Genomic DNA, 23,589 nt, shown 5'->3' with positions numbered 1-23,589 from the left:
GGCCCCGCCACCCCCGGCGCGGCATTCTTTCCGACCTGCGCCAAGCGATCCCGGCCGTGATTCCCGCCGCCTGCACAGCGCCATCGGTTGTTTCCGGCGGCGTATCCGTGCACTCATGCTTCACCGTTTTTGTTTATTCTGCCTGGATTGCGGTTATTGCGGTTGCGTTGACGATGTCGTTGACGGAGCATCCGCGGGAGAGGTCGTTGGCGGGGCGGGCGAGGCCCTGCAGGATCGGGCCGATCGCCGTCAGCCCGCCCAGGCGTTGCGCGATCTTGTAGCCGATGTTGCCCGCCGCCAGGTCCGGAAAGATGAACACGTTCGGCCGCCCGGTCAGCCGGCTCTGCGGCGCCTTCTTGGCCCGGATCGCCTCGTCGAGCGCGGCGTCGAACTGCAATTCGCCGTCGACCTCGAGATCCGGCTCGGCGGCGCGGATCAGCGCCAGGGCCTCGCGCAGCCGCCCGAGGCTCGGGTGCTCGGCCGAGCCCGCGGTCGAGAAGGACAGAAGCGCCACCCGCGGCTTCTCGGCCAGGAGCTGGCGGCAGCTCGCCGCGGCCGCGCGCGCGATGGCGGCCAGCTCGGCCGCGTCGGGCTGGATCACCAGCCCGCAGTCGGAAAAGATCATGCCGCCCCGGACCGGCGCCTCGGGCCCGCAGGCGAGCATCAGGAAGAAGCTCGACACGATGCCGGCCCCGGGCGCCTTGCCGATGATCTGCAGCGCCGCGCGCACCGTGTCGGCGGTGGTGGCGACCGCGCCGCCGACGGTGCCGTCGGCCTGGCCCAGCCGCACCCGCATCGCCGCCTGGCGGATCGGGTCGCGCATCTCGGAAAGCGCGCGGTCCGCGGTCATGCCGCGGGCGGCGCGCAGCCGGTGCCAGTGATCGGCAAGCTCGGCCAGGTCCGGCGCCTCGGCCGGGACCAGGGCGGTGACGCCGGGGATCGCGGGCCCGTTCATCAGCGTCACCCGCGCCAGGCGCTGTTCGGTGATGCGCCGCGCCGCCTCGGCCACGCGCGGGTCGTCCCCCTCGGGCAGGATGATGTGGCGGGCGCGGGCGCGGGCTTCGGCATGGATGCGGTCGAGCGGTTTCATCGTCTACCCCAGCAGATGCAGGCCGGCGACCACGAAGACGCCGAGGAACACGGTTTCCGCCACGATCAGCGCGATGGCGCCGGTGCCGACCTCGAGCATGCGCTTGAGCGAGGTCTTGATGCCCACCGCCGCGATGGCGATCAGCAGCGCCCAGCGGGACAGCTGCCCGGCGAGGTCCGACAGCGCCTGCGGGATCGCGCCGAAGCTGTTCAGCGCCGCCAGCGCCAGGAAGCCCAGCACGAAGCCCGGCAGAAGCGGCGGCGCCGCGCCGCCGTCGCTGTCGGCCAGCCCGCGCGCCCGAATGATGAGCGAGATCGCCAGCACCACCGGCGCCAGCATCGAGACCCGGATCAGCTTGACCAGCGTCGCGGTCTCGCCGGTCTCGGGGCCGATGGAGAAGCCGGCGCCGACCACCTGGGCCACGTCGTGGATGGTGCCGCCAAGGAAGACGCCGCTGTCGCGCGCCGTGAAGCCGAAGAGCGCGGCCAGCATCGGATAGAGCACCATGGCCACGGTCGAGAGCACGGTGACCGAGAGCACGGTGAACACCAGGTCGCGCTCGGATTTCTCGTGCCGCGGCAGCACGGCGGCGATGGCCATGGCCGCCGAGGCGCCGCAGATCGCCACCGAGCCGCCAGTGAGCAGCCCGAAGCGCCAGTCGCGGCCGCCGAGCCGGGCGAGCGCGAGGCCGCAGAGGATGGTCAGCACCACCCCGGCGACCACCAGCCCGATGGCGCGCGGCCCGAGCGCCGCCAGCATGTCGACCGAGATCCGCGCGCCCAGGAGCGCCACCCCGAGCCGCAGCACGCTGCGCGCGGTCAGCGCGACGCCCGGCGCGGTGCGGGTGCCGTCCTCGGCCAGGAAGTTCAGCGCCAGGCCCAGAAGCAGCGCCAGCAGCATGGCCGGGGCGCCGTAATGGTCCGACAGGAACTGCGCCGTCGCCGCCACCAGCGCCGAGACGGCGAAGCCCGGGAAGGCCTCCGAGAGGAGGCTGCGCGAGGGGATCAGGCTGGTTGTCATCGTCGTCACCGGGATGCGGGGATGGGGCCGGCGCGAGGGGTCGCGCCGGGTCGTCGTCGGAAGGAGGGCGCGCGCGCCGTCAGCTTGGGCCGGCGAGGCGAGGTCGGCGAAGCGGAGCCGACGAAGCGGGGCCGGCGAGGCTGGGCCCCGAGGGGGGCGCCGCCCCCCTCGCGCTTGCCCGGCCCCTCGATGGGGCCCGGCAAGCGCACCCCCCGGGGTATTGGCCGAGCAAAGAAGCGCGTCAGGCGGCGCCCTTTTGCGGACGCATGTCGGCCGGGTCGATCCCCGCCACCACCACCGGCTTCTTCATCGCGTCGCGGCGGAAGGGCTCGCCCAGCTCCTGGTTCAGCAGCACCTCGATGAAGGTGGTCTCGCGGTTCTGCATCTGCCGCTCGACCGCCTCGTGCAGGGCCGCCGTCAGCTCCTCCTGCGACGTCACCTGCACGCCGTGCAGTCCGCAGGCCCGGGCGATGCCGGCATAGGAGGTGTCGCGGTCCAGCTCGGTGCCGACGAAGTTGTTGGCATACCACAGCGTCGTGTTGCGCTTTTCCGCGCCCCACTGGTAGTTGCGGAAGATCACCATGGTGATCGCCGGCCAGTCCGCGCGCCCGCAGGCGGTCATCTCGTTCATCGAGATGCCGAAGGCGCCGTCGCCGGCAAAGCCGATCACCGGCACCTCGGGATTGCCGATCTTGGCGCCCAGGATCGCCGGGAAGCCGTAGCCGCAGGGACCGAACAGCCCCGGCGCCAGGTATTTGCGCCCGGCCTCGAAGCTCGGATAGGCATTGCCGATGGCGCAGTTGTTGCCGATGTCCGAGCTGACGATCGCCTCCTTCGGCACCGCCTGCATGATCGCCCGCCAGGCCTGGCGCGGGCTCATCAGCCCGGCGTCGCGCGCCCGCGCCTCGGCGTTCCATTCCGTGCCCGGATCGTCATCCTCGTGGTCGAGGCTCGACAGTTCCTGCGCCCAGCGGGACTTGGTCTGCGCGATCAGCGCCTTGCGCTCGGCCCGGCCGGCGTCGCCCGCCGAGGGGGCGAGCTGCGCCAGGACGGCGCGCGCCACCTTGGCCGCGTCGCCCTGGATGCCCACGGTGACCTTCTTGGTCAGCCCGATGCGGTCGGCGTTGATGTCGACCTGGATGATCTTCGCCTGCTTCGGCCAGTAGTCGATGCCGTAGCCCGGCAGGGTCGAGAACGGGTTCAGCCGCGTCCCCAGCGCCAGCACCACATCGGCCTTGGCGATCAGCTCCATCGCCGCCTTCGAGCCGTTGTAGCCCAAGGGCCCGACCGCCAGCGGGTGGCTGCCCGGGAAGCTGTCGTTGTGCTGGTAGTTCGAGGCCACCGGCGCATCCAGCCGCTCGGCCAGTTTCGCCAGATCCGGGATCGCGCCCGACAGCACCACGCCGGCGCCCGACAGGATGACCGGGAATTTCGCTTCCGACAGCAGCCTTGCCGCCTCGGCCACCGCCGTCTCGCCGCCCGCGGGCCGCTCGAAGCTGACCACCTGCGGCAGCTCGACGTCGATCACCTGGGTCCACATGTCGCGCGGGATGTTCATCTGCGCCGGCGCCGAGTTCCTCCAGGCCTGCATGATCACCCGGTTCAAGACCTCGGGGATGCGGGACGGGTCGCGCACTTCCTCCTGGTAGCAGACGCAATCGGCAAAAAGCCGCATCTGCTCCATCTCCTGGAAGCCGCCCTGGCCGATGGTCTTGTTCGCCGCCTGCGGCGTCACCAGCAGAAGCGGCGTGTGGTTCCAGTAGGCGGTCTTCACCGGCGTCACGAAGCCGGTCACCCCCGGCCCGTTCTGCGCGATCGCCATCGACATCTTGCCCGTCGAGCGCGTGAACCCGTCCGCCATCAGCCCGGCATTCGTCTCATGCGCGCAGTCCCAGAACGTGATCCCCGCCTTCGGGAACAAATCCGACACCGGCATCATCGCAGAACCGATGATCCCGAACGCATGCTCAATACCATGCAGTTGCAAAACCTTGATAAAGGCTTCCTCAGTGGTCATTCTCATGGCTGTTTCCTCGTCCTTCAGGCAGCTTTGTCGATACCGGCGCGGGATCCCGCGCCGGCTTCGGCGCGACGGTCATCAAGGACCATGCGCGCCAGCTTGGCGCCGATCATCATCGCGGGCGCATTGGTGTTGCCCGAGACGATCTCGGGCATGATCGAGCAATCGGCCACCCGCAGGCCGCGGATGCCGCGCACCCGCAGGCGCGGGTCCACCACGGCGCGCGCGTCCGCGCCCATGCGGCAGGTGCCGGTCGGGTGGTAGATCGTGGTCGAGTTCATCCGTGCCCAGGCCAGCACCTCGTCATGGCCCTGCACGTCGGCGGCCGGCCGGAACTCCTCGGAGATGGCGGATTTCAGCGGCTCGGTGCGCGCGAACTTCCGGGCGATCTCGATGCCGGCGACCAGGGTGTCGCGGTCGGTCTGGGTGGCTAGGTAGTTCGGCTCGATCAGCGGCGCCTCCAGCGGATCCGCCGAGCGCAGCGTGATGGTGCCGCGACTTTCCGGCCGCAACTGGCAGACCGATTGCGTGAAGGCCGAGAAGGGGTGCACCCCTTCGCCGGGGCTGTCGGCGGACCAGGGCTGGATGTGGAACTGGATGTCGGGCGTCGCGAGGCCGGGCCGGGTGCGCAGGAAGCCGAAGACCAGGCTGGCCGCCATGGTCATCGGTCCGCTGCGGAACAGCGCGTATTCCAGCCCGATCCGCGCCTTGTTCATCAGGCTGCGCACCTCGTCATTCAGCGTCGCCTCGCGGCATTTGAACACCAGCCGGGCCTGGAGATGGTCCTGCAGGTTGCGGCCGACCTCGGGCGCGTCCTGGGCGACCGCGATGCCATGGTCGCGCAGATGCGCGGCATCGCCCACACCCGAGAGCATCAGGATCTGCGGCGAGCCGATGGCGCCGGCACACAGGATCACCTCGCGCGCGGCGCGGATCACCTGATGGCTGCCGTCGGGGCGCCGGATCTCGACCCCGGTGGCGCGGCCGTCCTCGATCACCACGCGGCGCACCTGGGCCTTGGTGACCACCTCCAGGTTCTGCCGATGGCGGATCGGCTTCAGGAAGGCGGCCGCCGAAGAGCAGCGCCGGCCTTTGTTCACGGTCAGCTGGAAATGGCCGACGCCGTCCTGCACCGGGCCGTTGTAATCGGGGTTGTAGGGGATGCCGTTGGCCTTGGCGGCCTCGATCCACAATTCGCAGATGCGGCGGCGCAGGCGCGGGTCCGAGACCTGCAAGGGCCCATGCCTGCCGCGCCCCTCGCCCTCGCCGCGCTGGAAGGTTTCCAATTCCTGAAACAGCGGGCCGACCTCGCGCCAGGACCAGCCCTCGTTGCCCATCTGCGCCCAGCGGTCGTAATCCTCGCGCTGGCCGCGGACATAGAGCAGCCCGTTCAGCGACGAGGATCCGCCCAGCACCTTGCCGCGCGGCCAGTGCAGCGAGCGGCCGTTCAGGCCCGGGTCGGGCTCGGTTTCGTAGCACCAGTCGAAGTCCGGGTTGTGCATGGTGCGGAAATAGCCGACCGGGATATGGATCCAGGGGCTCGAGTCGCGGTTGCCGGCTTCCAGCAGGGTGACGCGGATCGCGGGATCGGCGGAAAGCTGGTTCGCGACCACGCAGCCGGCCGATCCGGCGCCGACGATGACGTAATCCGCGAGGTCTGATGCTTGGCTCATCTTGGCATCCTTTGCGGGCTCGCGCCCATGGTTCGGGAAGGAAAACCGGGCGGGGCTGCCGCCCGGCAAGGCTCTAGCCGCGCTCGCGCCGGCCGATCAGCACGGCGCAGACGAACGAGACCAGCGCGGCGAAAACGACATAGGCGCAAAGCCAGAACGGGTCGTTGTCGTTCGCCGCCATTAGCGCCGTCGCGATCATCGGCGTGATCCCCGAGGCGAAGATGCCCGAGAACTGATAGACGAAGGACACGCCGGTATAGCGCACGCTGGGATCGAAGAGGTCCGCGAACAGCGCCGCCTCGGGGCCGTAGCACATCGGGTAGACGATGCCGAAGGGCAGCGCGATGCCCAGGATCACCAGCAGCGGATCGCCGGTGGACATCAGCGCGAAGGCCGGGAACACGCTCAGCGCCAGCAGTAGCGAGCCGATGGCATAGGTGCGCGGCCGCCCGATCCGGTCCGACAGCCGGCCGAAGAACGGGATGCAGACCACCATGACGATGGCGGCGCCGCAGACCGTCCACAACGCGAAGGTCCGCTCGAGCCCGACGTATTTCGTCAGGTAGAGGATCGAGAAGACCGCGAAGACGTTGAAGAACACGCCGTCGATATAGCGCGCGCCCATGCCCAGCACGATATTGGCCGGATAGCGCTTCAGCATGTCCACGAAGGGCAGGCCCTGGTCCTTGGCCCGCGATTCCGCCTTGGCCTTCTTGAACTCGGGGCTTTCGCCAATGTTGCTGCGGATCCAGGTGCCCAGCACGACCAGGATGATCGAGGCGACGAAGGCCGCGCGCCAACCCCAGGCCATGAAGGCCTCGTCGGGCATCATGGTCAAGAGCGCCATCACGCCCGAGGCCATGAACAGCCCCAGCGACAGGCCGATCTGCGGGATCGAGGCATAGAAGCCGCGCTTGTTCTCGGGCGCGAATTCATAGGCCATCAGCACCGCCCCGCCCCATTCGCCGCCGATGCCGATGCCCTGCGCCACGCGCAGCAGCAACAGCAGGATCGGCGCCAGGATGCCGATCTGGTCATAGGTCGGCAGCAGGCCGATCAGCACGGTCGCGCCGCCCATCAAGAGCAGCGTGATGACCAGCATGGCCTTGCGGCCGATGCGGTCGCCGAAATGGCCGAAGATGACGCCGCCCAGCGGGCGCGCCACGAAGCCCACCGCGAAGGTGGCATAGGCCAGCAGCACCGAAATCGTCGGGTCGTCCGCCGGAAAATACAGCTTGTTGAAGACGATGCCGGCGACGACGCCGTAAAGAAAGAAATCGTACCATTCGATGGTCGATCCCACGAGGCTTGCGAATACGACCTTCTTGACGTCGTTTTCCCGGTCGCCAACCGTGTTGGCGCCAGCGGCTATGACCGCCATGACATCCTCCCTGATGCTGCAGCGTTGTTCGATTGTTCAGCTGTTCCCGGCAAATCCTCCTTTTGCCGGCAAGCGGACGTTGCCTCATGCTGCCGAGCCATGTCAAAGCATTTTTGATAGCTAGACTCTCATTTTTGTAATTTCAGCCCGCGCGCCGGGCGGTTGGAGCGGCGCCGGCAACCATGTAGAGTCGGGCCGAGAAACGACGGAAGAACCGATCATGACGCGCCTTCAGGACAAGTCCTCCCTGCCGCCAAGCTTTCGGAATCTGCAGATTCTTGAGGTTCTTGCCAGCGAGGGGCGGCCCCTGACCGCGACCGAGATCAATGCCTCGCTGAACCTGCCGGTGCCGACCATCCACCGGCTGGTCGGCAATCTGGAAGCCGAGGGCTTCCTGAGCCGCCATATCGACGGGCGCAGCTACCAGCCGGGCCCGAAGCTGCGGCAGATGATGCAGGGCGTCATCCGCTTCTGGCACCAGGACCTGCCGCAGCGCGACGTGTTGATTCGGCTGAACCAGCGCCTGGGCGAGACCTGCAACCTGTCGATCCCGGAGGGCGATGCGATGCTCTACATCGACCGGGTCGAGACGCATTGGCCGCTGCGCATCCAGCTTCACATCGGCTCGCGCGTGCCGCTGCACGCCACGGCGGCGGGGAAGCTCGCCCTGTCGCAGATCGACGACGGCAAGCTGGAACGCTATCTGAAACGCGCCGAGCTGCGGGCTTATACGGCGCAGACGCTGACCGACCCGGACCGGCTGCGCGACGAGCTGCGCCAGATCCGGCAGCAGGGTTATTCGACCGATACCGGGGAATTCGTGCCCGGGATGATCGCCATGGCCGTGCCGGTGCTGGACCGTTCCGGGCAGTTGATTGCCACGGTGTCCTTCCACGCCCCGGTGCAGCGGCTGACCTTGGCCGAAGGGCTGAAATACCTGCCCGACCTGCGCGCGGCGGCCGAGGAACTGGCCGAGCTGATGTGACGGGCGTCAGGGCCGGATCATCTCGGCCGCGATGCCGGTGCTGGCGCGCATGATCAGCTCCAGTTCGACGCGGCTGCGGATCATGAAATCGGCATCCGGGCGCCCGATCGCCGTGACGATGGCCTGTCCGGCCGCGATGCCGACCTGCTGCGCCGGGATCCGCACCGTGGTCAGCGCCGGCTCCATCTGCGCCGAGCCGGCGAAATCGCCGATGCCGATCACCGACAGGCTGGCGGGCACCGCGATCCCCAGCCGCGCCGCGGCATAGATCGCCCCCTGCGCGATCACGTCATTGGCGCAGAGCAAGGCGCTCGGCCGGTCCTCGCCGGCCAGCAGGTCCAGGCAGGCGGCCTTGGCCTGGGCGATGCTATAGGGCACCTCGACCTGCCAGCGCTCCTGCAATTCGATGCCGGCGGCGCGGAACACCGCCGTCGCCGCCGTCTTGCGATCCCGCGCCCGGTCGTTGTCGAAGGTGGCGGGAAAGACCATGCCGATGCGGCGATGCCCCAGCGCCACCAGATGCTCGGCCGCCAGCCGCCCCGCCTCGCGATTGTCGACGCCGACACAGGGCAGCGCCGAATCCGCCAGGTAGTTCCACAGCGCCAGCAGCGGCACCCGCTGTTCCGCGATCAGCCGGAAGGTGCCGGCGCTGTGGTCCAGCCCGACCACCGCCAGCGCATCGACGCGATGCTCCAGCAGCTTGCGGACCAGCCGGTATTCGCTGTCCAGATCGTAGCCATGCGAGGCCAGCAGCAGGGTGAAGCCCTGCGCGCTGACCGTGTCGTTGAAGGCCTGCACCACCTCGGCGAAGATGGTGTTGGCGACGGTCGGCACCACCAGCCCGATGGTGGCGCTGCGCCTGCCATGCATGGCCTGCGCGGCGCGGTTGCGGATATAGCCGGATTTCTCGACCGCCAGCTCGACCTTCTTGCGGGTCGCCGGATGCACCAGGTCGGGGTGATTCATCACCCGCGACACCGTGGCCGGTGAAACGCCTGCAAGCTTTGCGACGAAAACAATATCGGGCTTAATCATCGGATTTTCCGGATATAATTTTATCAATAATGAGAGTTTATGAAAACATTTGCAAGACTGTTTTCATCGCCTAAGGTCGAAGATCACGGCAAGAGGAGGCCGTGCCAGACCAACATTGCAGACATGGTGAGACCCGGTTTCCCGGGCCGCTGACCCATTCACCCTCCCGGCGGCCAGCCTGCCGGGAACCGGAGCAAGTGACAGGTATGAACATCTCGAACGATATTCTCTCGGTCGACGCGGCGATGGCGCGGGCGCGCAGCGCGCAGGCCGGATACGAGGCGCGGGGCAGCCAGGGCCGCTATGACCGCGCCGCCCTGGCCGCCGGCTGGGCCATCATGCAGCCCGAGCGCAACCGGCAACTGGCCGAGCTGGCGGTCCGCAGCACCGGGCTTGGCAATGTCGCCGACAAGATCGTCAAGAACCACCGCAAGACCCTGGGCCTTTTGCGCGACATCCGCGGCGTGGCCACGCATGGCATTCTGTCCGACGATCCCGAAACCGGCATCACCGAGATCGCCCGGCCCATCGGGGTGATCGGCGCGGTGGTGCCCTCGACCAACCCGGCGGCGACGCCGGCGAACAACATCATCAACGCGCTGAAATGCGGCAATGCCATCCTGCTGTCGCCCTCGCCCAAGGGCGTGGCCTGCTGCGAGATGCTGCTGGGCTTCATCCATGCCGAGTTCGACCGCATCGGCGAGGATCGCGACCTGGTGCAGATGCTGCCGGGCCAGGGCAGCAAGGCCAAGACCCAGCGCCTGCTGGAAACCGCCGACCTGGTGGTGGTGACCGGCAGCCAGGACAACGTGCGCCGCGCCTATGAAAGCGGCACCCCCGCCATCGGCGTCGGCGCCGGCAATGTCGCGGTGATCGTGGACGAGACCGCCGACCTGGCGGCGGCGGCCGGCAGGATCGCCGCCTCGAAGACCTTCGACAACGCGACCTCCTGTTCGTCGGAAAACGCGCTGATCGTGGTAGATGCGGTCTATGACGCCTTCCTGGCCGCGCTGGCGGCCGAGGGCGGCGCGGTGCTGCCGCCGTCCGAGGCGCCGGGCATCGTCGCCCGGCTCTGGCAGGACGGGCACATGAACCGCGAGATCATCGCCCAGGATGCCGAGGTGATGCTCGACAAGCTGGGGCTGGCCGGCAAGGTGCCGCCCGGCACCCGGCTGATCGCGGTCGAGACCGAGGGCATCGGCCCCGACCATCCGCTGTCGGGCGAAAAGCTCAGCCGCATCGCCGCGCTCTACCGCGCCCGCGATTTCGGCCATGCGGCCGAGCTGGCGCGGCGCATCCTACTGCATCAGGGCGCCGGCCATTCGGTCGGGCTGCATTCGCGCGACACCGGCCGCCCGATCTGGCTGGGCCGCGAATTGCCGGTCTGCCGGGTCATCGTCAACCAGGCGCATTGCTTCGCCACCGGCGGCGCCTTCGACAACGGCCTGCCCTTTTCGCTGTCGATGGGCTGCGGCAGCTGGGGCGGCAATTCCATCGACGCCAACCTGAACTGGCGGCACTTCATGCAGCGCACCCGCGTCGTGCGGCCGATCCCGCCGCGCGAGCCGGCGCTGGACGAGATCTTCGGCGACTACTGGCAGGAGGTCGGGCAATGAGGCTGGACCCGCACCATCCGCCGCAAGGCACCGTCCGCGACTGGCTCGACATCCGCGCCGCCGAGCGGGGCGATACCATCAGCCACATCTTCCCCGGCGACGGCGGCGCGCTGACCTGGCGCGAGTTGCAGGGCGAGGCCGCCCGCATCGCCGGGCACCTGGCCGGGCTGGGCCTGTCCTGCGGCGACAGCGTGGCGCTGATGATGCCCAATGGTCGCAATGCGGTGCTGGGCCTGTTCGGCGCGCTCTACGGCGGCTTTCGCGCCACGATGATCAACCTGGTCGCCGGGGCCGAGGCCGTCGGCTATGCGCTGTCGCATTCCGGCGCCCGGGCGCTGCTGCTGGATCCCGGCCAGCGCGGGCTGCTCGACAGCGCGCTGGCCGCCCATGCCGCCGAACCCATGGTCATCGAGGCCGGGGACGGCTTCCGCTGGCCCGCCGGCTGCGAACCGGCGGCGCCGCATCCGCATGGCGCCGGGCATGACGCGCTGCTGATGTATACCTCGGGCACCACCGGCCGGCCCAAGGGCGTGCTGCACAGCCATGCCAGCCTGCTGGCCGGCGGCTGGACCACGGCGCTGGCGCATGAGCTCTGCCCCGAGGACCGGGCGATCTGCGTGCTGCCGATTTATCACATCAACGGGCTCTGCGTGACCATCCTGGCGCCGCTGCTCTCGGGCGGCTCGGTGGTGGTCTGCGAGCGCTTCTCGGCCAGCCAGTTCTGGGCCAGTTGCGAACGGCACGGGGCCAGCTGGTTCTCGGTCGTGCCGACGATCATCTCGCATCTGCTGCATGGCGAGGGCGAACCGTCGCCCGAGGCCCGGGCGCGGCTGCGCTTCGGCCGCTCGGCCTCGGCGGCGCTGGCGCCCGAGGTGCAGTCGGGCTTCGAGCGCCGCTTCGGCATTCCCATCGTCGAGACCATGGGCCTGACCGAGACCGCGGCGCAGATCCTGTCGAACCCGCTGCCGCCGGGCCCGCGCAAGATCGGCTCGCCCGGCCGGGCGGTGGGCAACCAGGTCGCGATCCTGTCGCCCGACCTGCGCCCGCTGCCGCCCGGAGCCGAGGGCGAGATCGCCGTGCGCGGCGCCAATGTCATGCGCGGCTATCTGGGCGACCCGGTTGCGACCGCCGCCGCGCTGACCGCGGACGGCTGGCTGCGCACCGGCGACCTGGGCCGGATGGACGCGGAGGGTTACGTCTTCGTCACCGGCCGCCTGAAGGAGCTGATCATCAAGGGCGGCGAGAACATCGCCCCGCGCGAGATCGACGAGGCGCTCTATACCCATCCCGACGTGATCGAGGCCGCGGCCTTTGCCCGCAAATGCGCCCGCTATGGCGAGCGGGTCGAGGCGGCCGTCACCCTGCGCCCCGGCTCGGCGCTGCAGCCGCCCGAGCTTATCTCGATCTGCCAGCAGCGGCTGGGGGCGTTCAAGTCGCCCGAGGCGATTCACCTGCTGGCCGAACTGCCCAAGGGCCCCTCGGGCAAGATCCAGCGCCTGAAGCTGGCGCAACTGACGCAATAGCGCCCCCAGGGCAGGAAGGAGACCCATTTTACAGAAGCCCGGCCCGGCGCCAGAAGCCCGAAGACCCGTCGGAGGAGGGCGGGACTTCAACAGGGGATCGCGCGACGGGCCGCAAACGGACGTGCCAACACATCCAGCATAATCCAGGGAGGAGACATGCTAAGGCTTACCCGCTTCAGGACGACGGACCGGGTTCTGTTCGTCATCTGCCTGATGTATCTGGTCACCTATATCGACCGGGTCAACATCAGCACCGCCGCCCCCGCCATGCAGGCCGAACTGGGCCTGACGAATTTCGAGCTGGGGCTGGCGTTTTCCGCTTTCGCCTATCCCTATGCGCTGTTCCAGATCCTTGGCGGCCGCCTGGGCGACCGGCTGGGGCCGCACAAGACGCTGATCATCTGCGGCACGGTCTGGTCGACCGCGACGGTGATGATCGGCTTCGTCGAGGGCGCGGTCTCGCTGATCATCGCGCGCGTGCTTCTGGGCATGGGCGAGGGCTCGGCCTTTCCGACCGCCACCCGGGCGCTGTCGAACTGGATGCCGGCCGAGAAGCGCGGCTTCGCGCAGGGCATCACCCATGCTTTCGCCCGTTTCGGCAATGCGCTGACCCCGCCGCTGATCGCCTTTCTGGTCATCGCGCTGTCCTGGCGGCATGCCTTCATCATCGTCGGCCTGATCAGCTTCCTGTGGGTGGGGCTGTGGTGGTGGTATTTCCGCGACGATCCCCGCAGCCACAAGGGCATCACGCCCCAGGAACTGGAGACCCTGCCCGACCAGAAGATCGTGGGCGAGCGCAAGACCCTGCCCTGGGGCCGGCTGCTGCGGCGCATGCTGCCGGTGACGATCACCGACTTCTGCTATGGCTGGACGCTGTGGCTGTTCCTGAACTGGATCCCGTCCTATTTCCTGCACCAGCACGAGCTGGACCTGAAGAAATCCGCCATCTTCGCCGCCGGCGTCTTTCTGGCCGGGGTGGTGGGCGATCTGGCGGGCGGCTGGCTCAGCGACGGCATCCTGCGCCGCACCGGCAATGTCGCCCTGGCGCGGATCAGCGTCATCATCCTGGGCTTCCTCGGCGCCTTCGCCTGCATGCTGCCGGTGATGTTCTCGACCGACCTGGTGACGGTGGCGATCAGCCTCAGCGCGGCCTTCTTCTTTGCCGAGCTGATCGTGGCGCCGATCTGGGCCACGCCGATGGACATCGCGCCGCAATATTCCGGCACCGCCAGCGGTTTCATGAACTTCGGCTTCGGGCTGGCCGGGATGATCTCGCCCATCGTCTTCGGGCTGATCATCGACCTGACCGGGCGCTGGGATCTGCCCTTCGCGGCCTCGCTGGTCCTGCTGCTGGTGGGCGCGGCCTGCGCGCTGCTGATCCGCCCCGACCGTCCGTTCCGCGACGATCCCGCCGATGACGACGAAGGTCTCGGATGCGATCCGCAGCTGGCCGGCGCGGTGTCGAAATGACGAAACGGGGCCTGCCCGCCGGGCGGGCCCCGTTCTACCAACTGAAGCGAGGCGCGCGCATCGGGGCCTGACCAGACAAACGGCATTGCACGCCCTGGTGATCCTGGCTATTCATGCAATGTAATAACATTGCATTCATGAGGACGCCATGCCACTGAGCCAGCACACCCGCGACAAGCGCCTGCCCGTTACCGTCCTTTCGGGCTTCCTGGGGGCTCTGTTGCACAAATCGCGTGAGGGATTCATCTCGCGAATCCAGGGTGGTAGCTGGGATGCATGAGCAGACCCATACCCCCGACCTACAAGACCAGGAACTGGCCAGCCTACAATGAAGCACTCAAGCGCCGGGGCTCGCTGACGATCTGGTTTGACCCCGAGATGAGCTGGGATGCCGCGCCGACAGGCAGGCGTGGCCGCCAGCAGACCTACAGCGATGCCGCTATCCAGACGTGCCTCTCGATGAAAGTGCTGTTCGGCATGGCGCTCCGGCAGACGACCGGGTTCGTCGAGAGCCTGCTACGGCTGGTCGGCCTGAACTGGACGGTGCCCGACTTCAGCACGCTATCTCGCCGCCAGAAGACCTTGGCCGTGAACATCCCCTACCGCGGCTCCAAGGGGCCGTTGCACCTGCTGGTCGACAGCACCGGGATCAAGGTCGAAGGTGAAGGCGAGTGGCACGCACGCAAGCATGGCGGCCCGAAACGGCGCGTCTGGCGCAAGCTCCACCTTGGGATCGATGAAGAAACGTTGGAGATCCGGGCCGTCGAAGTCACCGGGAGCCACATCGGTGATGCGCCCATCCTACCCCACCTTCTCGACCAAATCCCGCAGGACCAGGAAATCGGTAGCGTTACGGCTGATGGCGCCTACGACACGCGCAAATGCCACGATGCGATTGCAGATCGCGGTGCCCATGCCGTCATCCCGCCCCGCAAGAACGCGAAGCCCTGGAAGACGATCACCGCCGGAGCCGTGGCCCGAAATGAGGCCCTGCGCGCGGCGAAATACCTGGGCCGCGCGCTCTGGCGACGATGGTGTGGATACCACCGCCGAAGCCGCGTCGAGACAAAGATGCATTGTATCAAGTTGCTGGGCCAGCGGCTCATGGCACGGGACTTCGACCGACAGGTCGCCGAACTCCAGGTCCGCATCGCCGTCCTGAACGGCTACACCGCGCTCGGAATACCCGTCACGGAAGCTGTGGGATAAGTCCGTCCGGGGAAAGGGGAACCTCGGCCTTAAGCCGATTTGTGCAACAGAGCCAGGCGTTGCCGAAGGCGCGGCTATTATCATCTAAGCTGGATAGCCTCCCGGAAGGGATTCGAATCCTTGACCAGGAGATTAGGAATTTTAGACTCTGTGGGAGAATGGTGCCGGCGGAGAGGATCGAACTCCCGACCTTCGGTTTACAAAACCGCTGCACTACCGCTGTGCTACGCCGGCCCTGGCGGACACCGATTCCGGTGTCTATTCGGTACCTGCTCGGACCGCGCCGACCTTAAGCGCATGATCCGATTCGCTTTTTGACTCCACGGCCCTCCGATTACAAAACCGCTGCTCTACCAGCTGAGCTAAACCGGCATCTGCCTGATCGGATAGCCCTTCGCGCGGCGCAGCGCAAGCGCGGGCTGATGCTCGCGACCGCTCAGCCGGTGACGGCCAGCACCGTCTCGACCAGCCGCTGCGGATCGAAGGGATGCGGCAGCCAGCCGGCGGCGCCGGCGTTGCGAGCCCGGGTCTTGAGATCCGGCATGGCCTCGGCCGAAAGCACCAGGATCGGCATCCCGTAAAGCGCCGGCTGCTGGCGCACCGCCTCGATGAAGGCGAATCCGTCCAGGCCGGCCATGTTCACCCCGGTGACGATGGCGTCGATCTCGCGCTGGCCCAGCCGTTCCAGCGCGTGCGTGCCGTCGACGGCGGGAATGACCTCGAACCCCGCCTCGGTCAAGACGGCATAGGCCTGGGCGCAGAGCGCCGAATCGTCATGCAGCAGCAAAACCGTCAGCGTCATCGCGATTCCCCGGACGGATAGCGGCGCCGGCAAGCGGATTTCAGGACGGTCATGCGCAATCTTCCATGGCTGAATCGGTGTTCGTCTTGCGCGAGCATCGCGCAAAGAGTTTAAGACATCGTTGACCCCCGGACTGCCCGGTTCGCCTTTTTGATGCTCTTGCGGCAGGCCGACGCGGCTTCGGGCTTGCATTCGCGGCCGAACCGGACTATGTCGCGCGCACTTCACAGGCGGGGTCGGGCCTTCGGGGGAGAAATCCCCGCAGGTCCACCGGTTGGGGCATGCGCCCTGAAAACCCTGCCAAGGCGCAAACCGGAAAGGAACATGGAATGGCGCTTCCCGAATTCTCCATGCGTCAGCTGCTTGAAGCTGGCGTGCACTACGGTCACCAGACGCAACGCTGGAACCCCCGGATGGCCGAGTTCATCTATGGTGAACGCAACGGCATCCACATCTTCGACCTGACCCAGACCGTCCCGATGCTGGACGCCGCTCTGCAAGCCGTGCGCGACACCGTCGCCAAGGGCGGCCGCGTGCTCTTCGTCGGCACCAAGCGCCAGGCGCAGAAATCCATCGCCGATGCCGCCGAGCGTTCGGCGCAGTTCTACATGAACCACCGCTGGCTGGGCGGCACGCTGACCAACTGGAAAACCGTGTCGCAGTCGATCCAGCGCCTGAAGGCTCTGGACGAGACGCTGGGTTCGGGCGCCGAGGGCCTGACCAAGAAAGAGCGTCTGCAGATGGAACGCGAGCAGGCCAAGCTGCAGGCCTCGCTGGGCGGCATCCGCGAAATGGGCGGCCTGCCGGACCTGCTGTTCGTCATCGACGTGAACAAGGAAGACCTGGCCATCCTGGAAGCCAAGAAACTGGGCATCCCGGTCGTCGCCGTGGTCGATACCAACTGCTCGCCCAAGGGCGTTGACTACATCATCCCGGGCAACGACGACGCCGCCCGCGCCATCGCGCTGTATTGCGACCTGGCCTCGCGCGCCGCTCTGGACGGCATGACCGCGCAGATGGGCGCCGCCGGCGTCGACCTGGGCGCGCTGGAAGCCTCGGTCGAGGAAACGCTGGAAGGCGCGACCGAAGAAGCCGAAGCCTGATCGGAAACCGGCGGGGGCCGACGCCCCCGCAAGGGTTTACGCAATATTCATCAGGCGGGGATAAGCCCCGCCTGACGCATTGAAAAGCAAGGAGATCCCCGATGGCTATCACCGCTGCGATGGTGAAAGAGCTGCGCGAAACGACCGGCGCGGGCATGATGGACGCCAAGAAGGCGCTGACCGAAACCGACGGCGACATGGAAGCCGCCGTGGACTGGCTGCGCACCAAGGGCCTGGCGAAAGCCGCCAAGAAGGCCGATCGCGTCGCCGCCGAGGGTCTGGTGGGTGTCTCGGTCAAGGCCGGCCGCGGCGTCGCCGTCGAGCTGAACTCGGAAACCGACTTCGTCGCCAAGAACGCCGACTTCCAGGCGCTGGTGCGCGAGATCACCAATGTCGCGCTGGAAACCGCCGAAGATGTCGAGGTGCTGCGCGCCACGCATCTGAACGGCAAGCCGGTTTCGGAAGTCGTGACCGACGCCATCGCCCGCATCGGCGAGAACCTGACCCTGCGCCGCATGCATGTCCTGGAAGGCGACACCGTGGTCTCTTATGTCCACAACGCCGCGACCGAGGGCATGGGCAAGATCGGCGTGCTGGTCGCGCTGAAGGGCCCGGCCGACAAGGCGCAGGCCATCGGCAAGCAATTCGCCATGCATATCGCCGCCACCAACCCGGTCTCGCTGTCGGAAGCCACGCTCGACCAGGCGCTGCTGGCGCGCGAGCTGGAAGTGCAGACCGCGAAGGCGCTGGAAGAGAACGCCGCCTCGGCCAAGCCGAAGCCCGAGGCCGTGATCCAGAACAACATCATCCCGGGCCGGATGAAGAAGTTCGTGGCCGAGAACACGCTGCTGGGCCAGGCTTTCGTCATCAACCCCGACTTGACCGTCGAGCAGGCCGCGAAAGAGGCCGGCGTCGAGATCACCGGCTTCGCCCGCGTCATGGTCGGCGAAGGCATCGAGAAGAAGGAAGAGGATTTCGCCGCCGAGGTCGCCAAGACCCGCGCCGGCGCCTGATCCCCGTCTTTCCGCCAGACAGCAACGCCGGTCCGCAAGGGCCGGCGTCGTTCTTTTGGAGCGCCGCCTTTCGCGCTCCGCCGGCGGGTGGCCGGTCGCATGCGGTGGCACCGTCGAGGAAGCGCCGCGACATGCGCGCGGCGCGGGCCTTCGGCTGACTCGCAGTGCGGTCTGCGACCGCAGGGTCCGGCGGCGCTGGCCTGCGGCGGTCGTATCAGGTCGCCCAGCGGTTCGCGCGGGGGCATGGCGTTTTCGCACAGGCTTCCCGGCGCTCTGCGCGATCGGAAGCAGCCCGGATGACGAGCCACCCCACCGACCGATGGCATCGGCCTCATCTTGTCAGACCCTGGACGGCGTCACGGGACACCGCGGCCCTGATGGGCAGATCCCCTGCCTGCCATCCGGCACGATCCGCGCAACTCGTCCTGGCACATGCGTCAGGCCCGCGCGCAGCGCGGCAGCCTGGCGACGGCCGTCTCGGTCCGGGGGGCCGGCGCTGCGAAGCTCTGGCAGCGCCAGGCGCGGCCAGCCGCCAGGCTCTCGCCGGGCTCGGCGGTGCAGCGCTCGCCTGGGCCCACGAAGATCTGCCGGCGGTTGCTGGCCAGCAGGATCGCCTGCGGCGTGGTTCGCGCCGTCAGCGCCTGGCGCGCCAGCCGCAGGTGCTTTTCCACCGTCGCCCGCGACACGCCCAGAAGCCCGGCGATCTCTTGCGTGGTGCGGCCGACGGCGATCTGCTCCAGCACCTCGCGCTGGCGCTGCGTCAGCACCTGCACGGGCGGTTCATAGGGCAGCACCGACAACCGCAGGTGGATCAGCCCGGTCAATGCCTCGATCAAAGATCCATGCTGCTGCCACAGCCCGTCCAGCCGGCGCTGGTCCACGCCCAGGGCGCCCGACAGGATCACGCCCGCCCGCACCGGCTGCACGCTGTCGCCCAGGCCGACCGCATAGCCCGCGACATGGCCATGGCGCGCGAACAGGTCCAACATCCGCTCCTCGGCCGGGCTGAGCCGGCCGGCCTGGCGCAGCCGGCGCATCCAGTCCCAGCTTTCGCTACCGCGGTTCCCCGCCGTCCAGCGATACATCGGCACGCTGGCCAGGGCGTCCTGCGCCAGGATCTCCTGCAACAGGCGCGGCGTGCAATTCGTCAGGAACAGGCAATCGTCGATCTGGCGTTCGCCCGCCGTCTCGATGATGCGGACGCTGTAATAGGAGGCATAGGGGAAACCCAGCCCGGCCAGCCGCTCGGTATAGTACCGCCACAGGCTGTCGGTCGTGCGCGCCGCCAACACCGTCTCGATGTCCGTCAGGAGATCCATGGGTCGGGAACTCTCAATGCCTGTCATCATAATTGCCGGTGAAAAGCGAAATGTGAAACGATCTTTCCCCCGCTGGAACCGCGCGCAGGACGCCACCCGGCGGATTTCCCCGATGTCGCGCGAAATTACCGCAGGCAATTCACTTAAAGCAATTGGAAAGCCGAGTTAATCCGGTTGCATCCAGTTGACGTAGCGTCAGCGGCTCTGCGCGCCCGGAATTCAACCAGCGGGTTTTCCCGGCCGGCATAGCTGGTTACTGTGCGCCGGAAACGAGTCAGGAGTTCCCCGCACCATGCAGGTCGTCTTTCACTGCGGCGTCCACGGCACCGATCTTTACCGCATGGTCAAGACCCTGCTGCAGAATCGCGACTGGCTCTTGCGCAACGGGATCGAGCCGGTGACGCCGAACCGGCACCGCGACGTCTTCAACGAGGCGCTGAGCGCGCTGAACGGCGGCGCCGCCACGGCCGAGATGGAGCAGGTGATGCTGGATGCGATCCTGGACAGCGACGATCCGCAGCGCATCATCTGCAGCACGCCGACCTTCCTTGGCAAGGCCGAGCGGGCGCTGTCGCTCGACGGGCTCTATGCCGCGGCGGGCGAGAAAATGGCGGCGCTGGCCAATCTCTTTCCCAGCGCCGAGGTCGAATTCTTCATGGGGCTGAAGAACCCGGCGACGCTGATCCCCTTCGTGCTGGCGCAAGAGGGCAGCGGCACCTATGCCGAGGTCATGGGCGGCATCGACCCGGAAAGCCTGCGTTGGGCGCCGGCGATCCGGCGTATCCTCACCGCCCTGCCCGGCCACCGCCTGGTGGTCTGGTGCCACGAGGATACCTCGCTGATCTGGCCCGAGGTGGTGCGGCGCATCTCGACCATGCCCAGCGACGTGCCCCTGAAGGCGGGCCTGCAGATCCTGGGCGACATCCTGCACCCGGACGGCATCCGCATGATCCGCGATGCCATGGCGCAGGAAACCCGGCTGACCATCGAGAGCCGGCGACGCATCTTCTCGGCCGCCTTGCAGAAACACGCCCTGCCCGACCAGATCGAGGTCGAGCTGAACCTGCCCGGCTGGGACCAGGCCCTGGTCGACCGCATCGGCGCCGCCTATGACGACGACATGGCCGAGATCGCCGCCCTGCCCGGGGTCGAATTCATCACGCCCTGACGCCGCACCGTTTCACCGTTTTCCAAATACTCCGGCAACCGTGCCTCAGGCCGGCCAGACCGCCAGGATCAGCGGCACGCCGACCAGCACCACCAGGGCCGACAACGGCGCGCCCAGCCGAGCGTAGTCGCCGAAGCGATAGCCGCCCGGCCCCATGACCAGCGTGTTGCACTGGTGCCCGATGGGCGTCAGGAAATCGCAGCCCGCGCCGACCGCCACCGCCATCAGGAAGGGGTCGGGCGCATGCCCCAGCCGCTCGGCGAAGATCGCGGCGATGGGCGCCATGACCAGCACGGTGGCGGCATTGTTGAGGAAGGGCGTCACCGCCATGGCCGCGACCATGATCAGCGCCACCGCGCCCCAGACCGGCAGGCCGGCCGCCGTCGCCGACAGCAGGTCGCCGATCAGTTCGGCGCCGCCGGTCTTTTGCAGCGCCTCGCTGACCGGGATCAGCGCGCCCAGCATGATCAGGATCGGCCATTCGATCGCCTCATAGGCGGCCTCGACGCTGATCGCCCCGGTCAGGATCATCGCCAGCGCCGCGCCGAAGAAGGCGATGGCGACCGGCACCAGCCCGACCGCCGTCAGCGCCATGGCCGCGGCCAGGATCGCGACCGGCAGCAGGTCGCGCCGGACCGAGCCGAAGCGCAGCTCGCGCTCGGCCAGGGGCAGAAGGCCAAGCGCCTGCATCCGCCCGGGCAGCAGATCGAGCGGGCCCTGCACCAGCAGCACGTCGCCGGCGTCGAGCATGGTCTCGGACAGCCGCTCGGTCATGCGCTTGCCCGCACGCGACAGGGCCAGCAGATTGACCCCGTGCTGGTCGAAAAGCTGCAGCCGCGCCGCGCTTTGCCCGACCAGCGGCGAGGCGGTCTTGACCACCGCCTCGATGACGCCGATGCGGGCCTCGGGCGTATCGGGCGGCGAGGGCACGTCCTGCCGCGCCAGCAGCAGCCCGCCCTTGGACACCGCCCGCTCCAGCGCGTTGGGCTTGCCGCGCAATTGCAGCACGTCGCCCGGCTCGATCACGCTGTCCGAAAGCGTCACGGCGCGGCGCTTGTCGTTGCGGATCACCCCGGTCACGGTCACCTCGCCATCGGCCAGGCCCAGGAAATGGCCGATGGTCTTGCCGGCGACCGGGGCATCGGGCGGCACGCTGGCCTCGGTGTTGTAATCGGCGATATTGACCGCCTCGCCCAGCGAGGCGGTGGCGCGGCGGTCGGCGGGCAGCAGATGGCGCGCGGCGAACATCAGGAAGACCAGCCCGACCGCCGACAGGCCAAGGCCGACCGGGGCATAGTCGAACATGCGGAACGGCTCGCCGGTCATCTGCTCGCGCACCCGGCTGACGATGATATTGGGCGAGGTGCCGACCAGGGTGATGAGCCCGCCCAGGAGCGAGCCGAAGGCCATGGGCATCAGGTAGAGCGCCGGCGAGCGGCCCGATTTCCGCGCCATCTTCAGCGAGGCCGGCATCATCATCGCCAGCGCGCCGATGTTCTTGATCAGCGCCGACAGGATCGTCACCCCGCCGACCAGCACCGCAAGCTGCGCGTGATAGCTGCCAAGCTTGCGCACCAGCCAGCGCAGCGCCACCTCGATCATCTCGGAGCGCGAGACGGCGGCGCTGACCACCAGCGCGCTGCCGACGATGATGACGATATCGTCGCTGAAGCCGGAAAACGCATCCTCGGGCGTCACGGTGCCGGCCAGCAGCGATACCGCCAGCGCCAGCATCGCCACCAGGTCATAACGCAGCCGGCCCCAGATGAAGAGCACCATCATCCCAATGATGATGGCAAAGGACAGCACCTGGGGTAAGGTCATGGAAATTCCGCGCAAAAAGGCAGCCCGACCGTCAGGCCTGCCACGCGGAACGTGCCGCTGCCCCGCCGGGTTCCGGCCGGCGCGGGGTTTCGGAAGGCTTCGGCTCAGCTGCCGACCGGCACCACCTTGACCGCGCCGTTCTGCGCCGAAAGCGCGATCTCGCCGGCGGCAAGGCGCAGCGCGTCGCGGCCAAAGACCTCGGCCCGCCAGCCCGCCAGCGCCGGCAGATCCCGCGCGCCCGAGGCGATGGCGTCCAGTTCCGCCGCCGAGGCGATCAGCCGCGGCGCCACGCCCGCCGCATCCGACTTGGCCTTCAAGAGCACCCGCAGCAGTTCGGCCAGCGCGGCATTGCCGGGGCGGCCGGGTTCTTCGGGCGCGGGCTTGGGCAGGTCCTTGGCCTCGAGCCCGGCCTTGACCGCCGCAAGGATGCCGTTGGCGATGTCGCCGCGCCGCGCGTCGCGCAACAGCAGGCGCGACTTCGCCAGGTCCGCCTCGGTCAGCGGCTTGGTCGAGGCAAGCTCGATCAGCGCATCGTCCTTGAAGACGCGGGCGCGCGGGATGTCGCGTTCCTGGGCATAGGTCTCGCGGAAGCGCGCCAGTTCGCGCACCACCGCCAGGAAGCGCGGCGAGCCCGAGCGGGTGCGCACCCGCTCCCAGGCCTCGTCGGGGCGGGTGATATAGGTTTCCGGGTTCAACAGCACCGCGACCTCCTCGCCCAGCCAGGGCCCGCGGCCGGTCTTGTCGAGCTGCGCCGCGAGGAACTCGTAGATCGCCCGCAGATGCGTCACATCGGCCAGCGCATAGGCCGCCTGCGCATCCGACAGCGGCCGGTGCGACCAGTCGGTGAAGCGCGAGGACTTGTCGAGCGGCTGGCGCGCGATCTTCTTGACCAGAGTCTCGTATCCCGCCTGCTCGCCGAAGCCGCAGACCATGGCGGCGATCTGGGTGTCGAACAGCGGGTCGGGAAACACGCCGGCGTCGTGAAAGAAGATCTCCAGATCCTGGCGGGCGGCGTGGAACACCTTCACCGTCGCCTTGTGGCGGAACAGGTCATAGAGCGGTTCCAGCGACAGGCCCTCGACCAGCGGGTCGATCAGCACGGCCGGGCCGCCCGGCAGTTTGCTGGCCGAGGCCGGCGGCAACGCGGCCTGGATCAGGCAGAGCTTGGAGTAATAGGTGCGCTCGCGCAGGAATTCGGTGTCGAGCGTGACATAGGGCTGAGCCTTGGCCAGTTCACAGAACTCGGCCAGTTCGGCCGTGGTGGTGATGGTGCGGATCTCGGTCTTGTGGTCGGTCTGTGGGTTGGCTGCCATTGGGTTCTTTCAGGGGCGGCGGGTC

Annotated in this window: 18 protein-coding genes and 1 tRNA gene; 8 read left to right on the top strand and 11 right to left on the bottom strand. The window is 68.1% G+C overall.

All coding sequences use genetic code 11. From position 1 onward, the window contains the following. Positions 1 to 133 precede the first annotated feature (133 nt). The 5 genes from pta to ASV56_RS20235 form a co-directional block, all read right to left on the bottom strand. On the bottom strand, positions 134 to 1,090 hold the full coding sequence (pta, locus tag ASV56_RS20255) for a phosphate acetyltransferase (RefSeq protein WP_062560903.1): 957 nt from the start codon (positions 1,088 to 1,090) through the stop codon (positions 134 to 136). 3 nt (positions 1,091 to 1,093) lie between these two features. Beyond that, on the bottom strand, positions 1,094 to 2,110 hold the full coding sequence (locus ASV56_RS20250; protein WP_062560904.1) for a YeiH family protein: 1,017 nt from the start codon (positions 2,108 to 2,110) through the stop codon (positions 1,094 to 1,096). 241 nt (positions 2,111 to 2,351) lie between these two features. Further along, positions 2,352 to 4,133: a sulfoacetaldehyde acetyltransferase gene (xsc, locus tag ASV56_RS20245; protein ID WP_062560905.1), complete on the bottom strand. Its 1,782-nt coding sequence runs from the start codon at positions 4,131 to 4,133 to the stop codon at positions 2,352 to 2,354. Positions 4,134 to 4,150: 17 nt separating this feature from the next. Then, positions 4,151 to 5,803: a GMC family oxidoreductase gene (locus ASV56_RS20240; protein ID WP_062563763.1), complete on the bottom strand. Its 1,653-nt coding sequence runs from the start codon at positions 5,801 to 5,803 to the stop codon at positions 4,151 to 4,153. Between the two features lie 73 nt (positions 5,804 to 5,876). Next, a complete protein-coding gene (locus tag ASV56_RS20235; protein ID WP_062563762.1) occupies positions 5,877 to 7,184 on the bottom strand; it encodes an MFS transporter in 1,308 nt (435 codons plus the stop codon). 220 nt (positions 7,185 to 7,404) lie between these two features. Here ASV56_RS20235 and ASV56_RS20230 point away from each other — a divergent pair, with 220 nt between their 5' ends. After that, on the top strand, positions 7,405 to 8,169 hold the full coding sequence (locus tag ASV56_RS20230) for an IclR family transcriptional regulator (RefSeq protein WP_062563761.1): 765 nt from the start codon (positions 7,405 to 7,407) through the stop codon (positions 8,167 to 8,169). A 6-nt stretch (positions 8,170 to 8,175) separates the two neighbouring features. Here the strand turns inward: ASV56_RS20230 and ASV56_RS20225 are convergent, their stop codons facing one another. Next, entirely contained in the window at positions 8,176 to 9,204 is a 1,029-nt protein-coding gene (locus ASV56_RS20225) for a LacI family DNA-binding transcriptional regulator (RefSeq protein WP_062563760.1), read from the bottom strand. A 206-nt stretch (positions 9,205 to 9,410) separates the two neighbouring features. Between ASV56_RS20225 and sauS the strand changes: the two genes are divergently transcribed. From sauS to ASV56_RS20205, 4 genes are all read left to right on the top strand, one after another. Further along, positions 9,411 to 10,820: an acylating sulfoacetaldehyde dehydrogenase gene (gene sauS, locus ASV56_RS20220; RefSeq protein WP_062563759.1), complete on the top strand. Its 1,410-nt coding sequence runs from the start codon at positions 9,411 to 9,413 to the stop codon at positions 10,818 to 10,820. Continuing rightward, positions 10,817 to 12,343 carry an AMP-binding protein gene (locus ASV56_RS20215; protein ID WP_062563758.1) on the top strand — a complete coding sequence of 509 codons (1,527 nt, stop codon included), beginning with the start codon at positions 10,817 to 10,819 and terminating at the stop codon, positions 12,341 to 12,343. The genes sauS and ASV56_RS20215 overlap by 4 nt, the downstream gene beginning before the upstream one ends. A gap of 156 nt (positions 12,344 to 12,499) precedes the next feature. Continuing rightward, positions 12,500 to 13,813, top strand: a complete 1,314-nt coding sequence (locus ASV56_RS20210) for an MFS transporter (protein WP_062563757.1) — start codon at positions 12,500 to 12,502, stop codon at positions 13,811 to 13,813. A 276-nt stretch (positions 13,814 to 14,089) separates the two neighbouring features. Next, complete coding sequence (locus ASV56_RS20205; RefSeq protein ID WP_062560474.1) at positions 14,090 to 15,022, top strand: IS5 family transposase; 933 nt, start codon at positions 14,090 to 14,092, stop codon at positions 15,020 to 15,022. A 159-nt stretch (positions 15,023 to 15,181) separates the two neighbouring features. On the opposite strand, the gene ASV56_RS20200 is transcribed toward ASV56_RS20205, so the two are convergent. Both ASV56_RS20200 and ASV56_RS20195 read right to left on the bottom strand, forming a co-directional pair. Next, a tRNA-Thr gene (locus ASV56_RS20200) sits at positions 15,182 to 15,256 on the bottom strand. A gap of 202 nt (positions 15,257 to 15,458) precedes the next feature. Further along, positions 15,459 to 15,824, bottom strand: a complete 366-nt coding sequence (locus tag ASV56_RS20195) for a response regulator (RefSeq protein ID WP_062563756.1) — start codon at positions 15,822 to 15,824, stop codon at positions 15,459 to 15,461. 329 nt (positions 15,825 to 16,153) lie between these two features. On the opposite strand from ASV56_RS20195, the gene rpsB reads away from it, so the two are divergent. Together rpsB and tsf are read left to right on the top strand one after the other, a co-directional pair. Next, positions 16,154 to 16,927 carry a 30S ribosomal protein S2 gene (gene rpsB, locus ASV56_RS20190; RefSeq protein ID WP_018000258.1) on the top strand — a complete coding sequence of 258 codons (774 nt, stop codon included), beginning with the start codon at positions 16,154 to 16,156 and terminating at the stop codon, positions 16,925 to 16,927. Positions 16,928 to 17,028: 101 nt separating this feature from the next. Then, entirely contained in the window at positions 17,029 to 17,940 is a 912-nt protein-coding gene (gene tsf / locus ASV56_RS20185; RefSeq protein WP_062563755.1) for a translation elongation factor Ts, read from the top strand. Positions 17,941 to 18,377: 437 nt separating this feature from the next. Here tsf and ASV56_RS20180 read toward each other — a convergent pair whose 3' ends face one another. Beyond that, positions 18,378 to 19,259, bottom strand: coding sequence for a helix-turn-helix transcriptional regulator (locus ASV56_RS20180; RefSeq protein WP_062563754.1), 882 nt, complete (start codon positions 19,257 to 19,259; stop codon positions 18,378 to 18,380). Between the two features lie 292 nt (positions 19,260 to 19,551). Between ASV56_RS20180 and ASV56_RS20175 the strand changes: the two genes are divergently transcribed. Then, on the top strand, positions 19,552 to 20,427 hold the full coding sequence (locus tag ASV56_RS20175; RefSeq protein ID WP_062563753.1) for a hypothetical protein: 876 nt from the start codon (positions 19,552 to 19,554) through the stop codon (positions 20,425 to 20,427). Positions 20,428 to 20,472: 45 nt separating this feature from the next. Here the strand turns inward: ASV56_RS20175 and ASV56_RS20170 are convergent, their stop codons facing one another. Together ASV56_RS20170 and rnd are read right to left on the bottom strand one after the other, a co-directional pair. Continuing rightward, complete coding sequence (locus tag ASV56_RS20170) at positions 20,473 to 22,251, bottom strand: SLC13 family permease (protein ID WP_062563752.1); 1,779 nt, start codon at positions 22,249 to 22,251, stop codon at positions 20,473 to 20,475. Between the two features lie 104 nt (positions 22,252 to 22,355). Beyond that, positions 22,356 to 23,528: a ribonuclease D gene (rnd, locus tag ASV56_RS20165; protein ID WP_062563793.1), complete on the bottom strand. Its 1,173-nt coding sequence runs from the start codon at positions 23,526 to 23,528 to the stop codon at positions 22,356 to 22,358. Positions 23,529 to 23,589: the final 61 nt, after the last annotated feature.

Origin of the sequence: Paracoccus aminovorans, from assembly GCF_001546115.1 — a bacterium.
Classification (GTDB): domain Bacteria; phylum Pseudomonadota; class Alphaproteobacteria; order Rhodobacterales; family Rhodobacteraceae; genus Paracoccus; species Paracoccus aminovorans_B.
Note: the sequence above shows the minus strand (reverse complement) of the source record. Positions and strands in the feature narration are given on the sequence as shown.

What these genes read in the sequence shown, in the direction of transcription:
- pta (WP_062560903.1), bottom strand. Translation starts at nt 1,090, where the DNA reads ATGAAACCGCTCGACCGCATCCATGCCGAAGCCCGCGCCCGCGCCCGC.
- ASV56_RS20250 (WP_062560904.1), bottom strand. Translation starts at nt 2,110, where the DNA reads ATGACAACCAGCCTGATCCCCTCGCGCAGCCTCCTCTCGGAGGCCTTC.
- xsc (WP_062560905.1), bottom strand. Translation starts at nt 4,133, where the DNA reads ATGAGAATGACCACTGAGGAAGCCTTTATCAAGGTTTTGCAACTGCAT.
- ASV56_RS20240 (WP_062563763.1), bottom strand. Translation starts at nt 5,803, where the DNA reads ATGAGCCAAGCATCAGACCTCGCGGATTACGTCATCGTCGGCGCCGGA.
- ASV56_RS20235 (WP_062563762.1), bottom strand. Translation starts at nt 7,184, where the DNA reads ATGGCGGTCATAGCCGCTGGCGCCAACACGGTTGGCGACCGGGAAAAC.
- ASV56_RS20230 (WP_062563761.1), top strand. Translation starts at nt 7,405, where the DNA reads ATGACGCGCCTTCAGGACAAGTCCTCCCTGCCGCCAAGCTTTCGGAAT.
- ASV56_RS20225 (WP_062563760.1), bottom strand. Translation starts at nt 9,204, where the DNA reads ATGATTAAGCCCGATATTGTTTTCGTCGCAAAGCTTGCAGGCGTTTCA.
- sauS (WP_062563759.1), top strand. Translation starts at nt 9,411, where the DNA reads ATGAACATCTCGAACGATATTCTCTCGGTCGACGCGGCGATGGCGCGG.
- ASV56_RS20215 (WP_062563758.1), top strand. Translation starts at nt 10,817, where the DNA reads ATGAGGCTGGACCCGCACCATCCGCCGCAAGGCACCGTCCGCGACTGG.
- ASV56_RS20210 (WP_062563757.1), top strand. Translation starts at nt 12,500, where the DNA reads ATGCTAAGGCTTACCCGCTTCAGGACGACGGACCGGGTTCTGTTCGTC.
- ASV56_RS20205 (WP_062560474.1), top strand. Translation starts at nt 14,090, where the DNA reads ATGAGCAGACCCATACCCCCGACCTACAAGACCAGGAACTGGCCAGCC.
- ASV56_RS20195 (WP_062563756.1), bottom strand. Translation starts at nt 15,824, where the DNA reads ATGACGCTGACGGTTTTGCTGCTGCATGACGATTCGGCGCTCTGCGCC.
- rpsB (WP_018000258.1), top strand. Translation starts at nt 16,154, where the DNA reads ATGGCGCTTCCCGAATTCTCCATGCGTCAGCTGCTTGAAGCTGGCGTG.
- tsf (WP_062563755.1), top strand. Translation starts at nt 17,029, where the DNA reads ATGGCTATCACCGCTGCGATGGTGAAAGAGCTGCGCGAAACGACCGGC.
- ASV56_RS20180 (WP_062563754.1), bottom strand. Translation starts at nt 19,259, where the DNA reads ATGGATCTCCTGACGGACATCGAGACGGTGTTGGCGGCGCGCACGACC.
- ASV56_RS20175 (WP_062563753.1), top strand. Translation starts at nt 19,552, where the DNA reads ATGCAGGTCGTCTTTCACTGCGGCGTCCACGGCACCGATCTTTACCGC.
- ASV56_RS20170 (WP_062563752.1), bottom strand. Translation starts at nt 22,251, where the DNA reads ATGACCTTACCCCAGGTGCTGTCCTTTGCCATCATCATTGGGATGATG.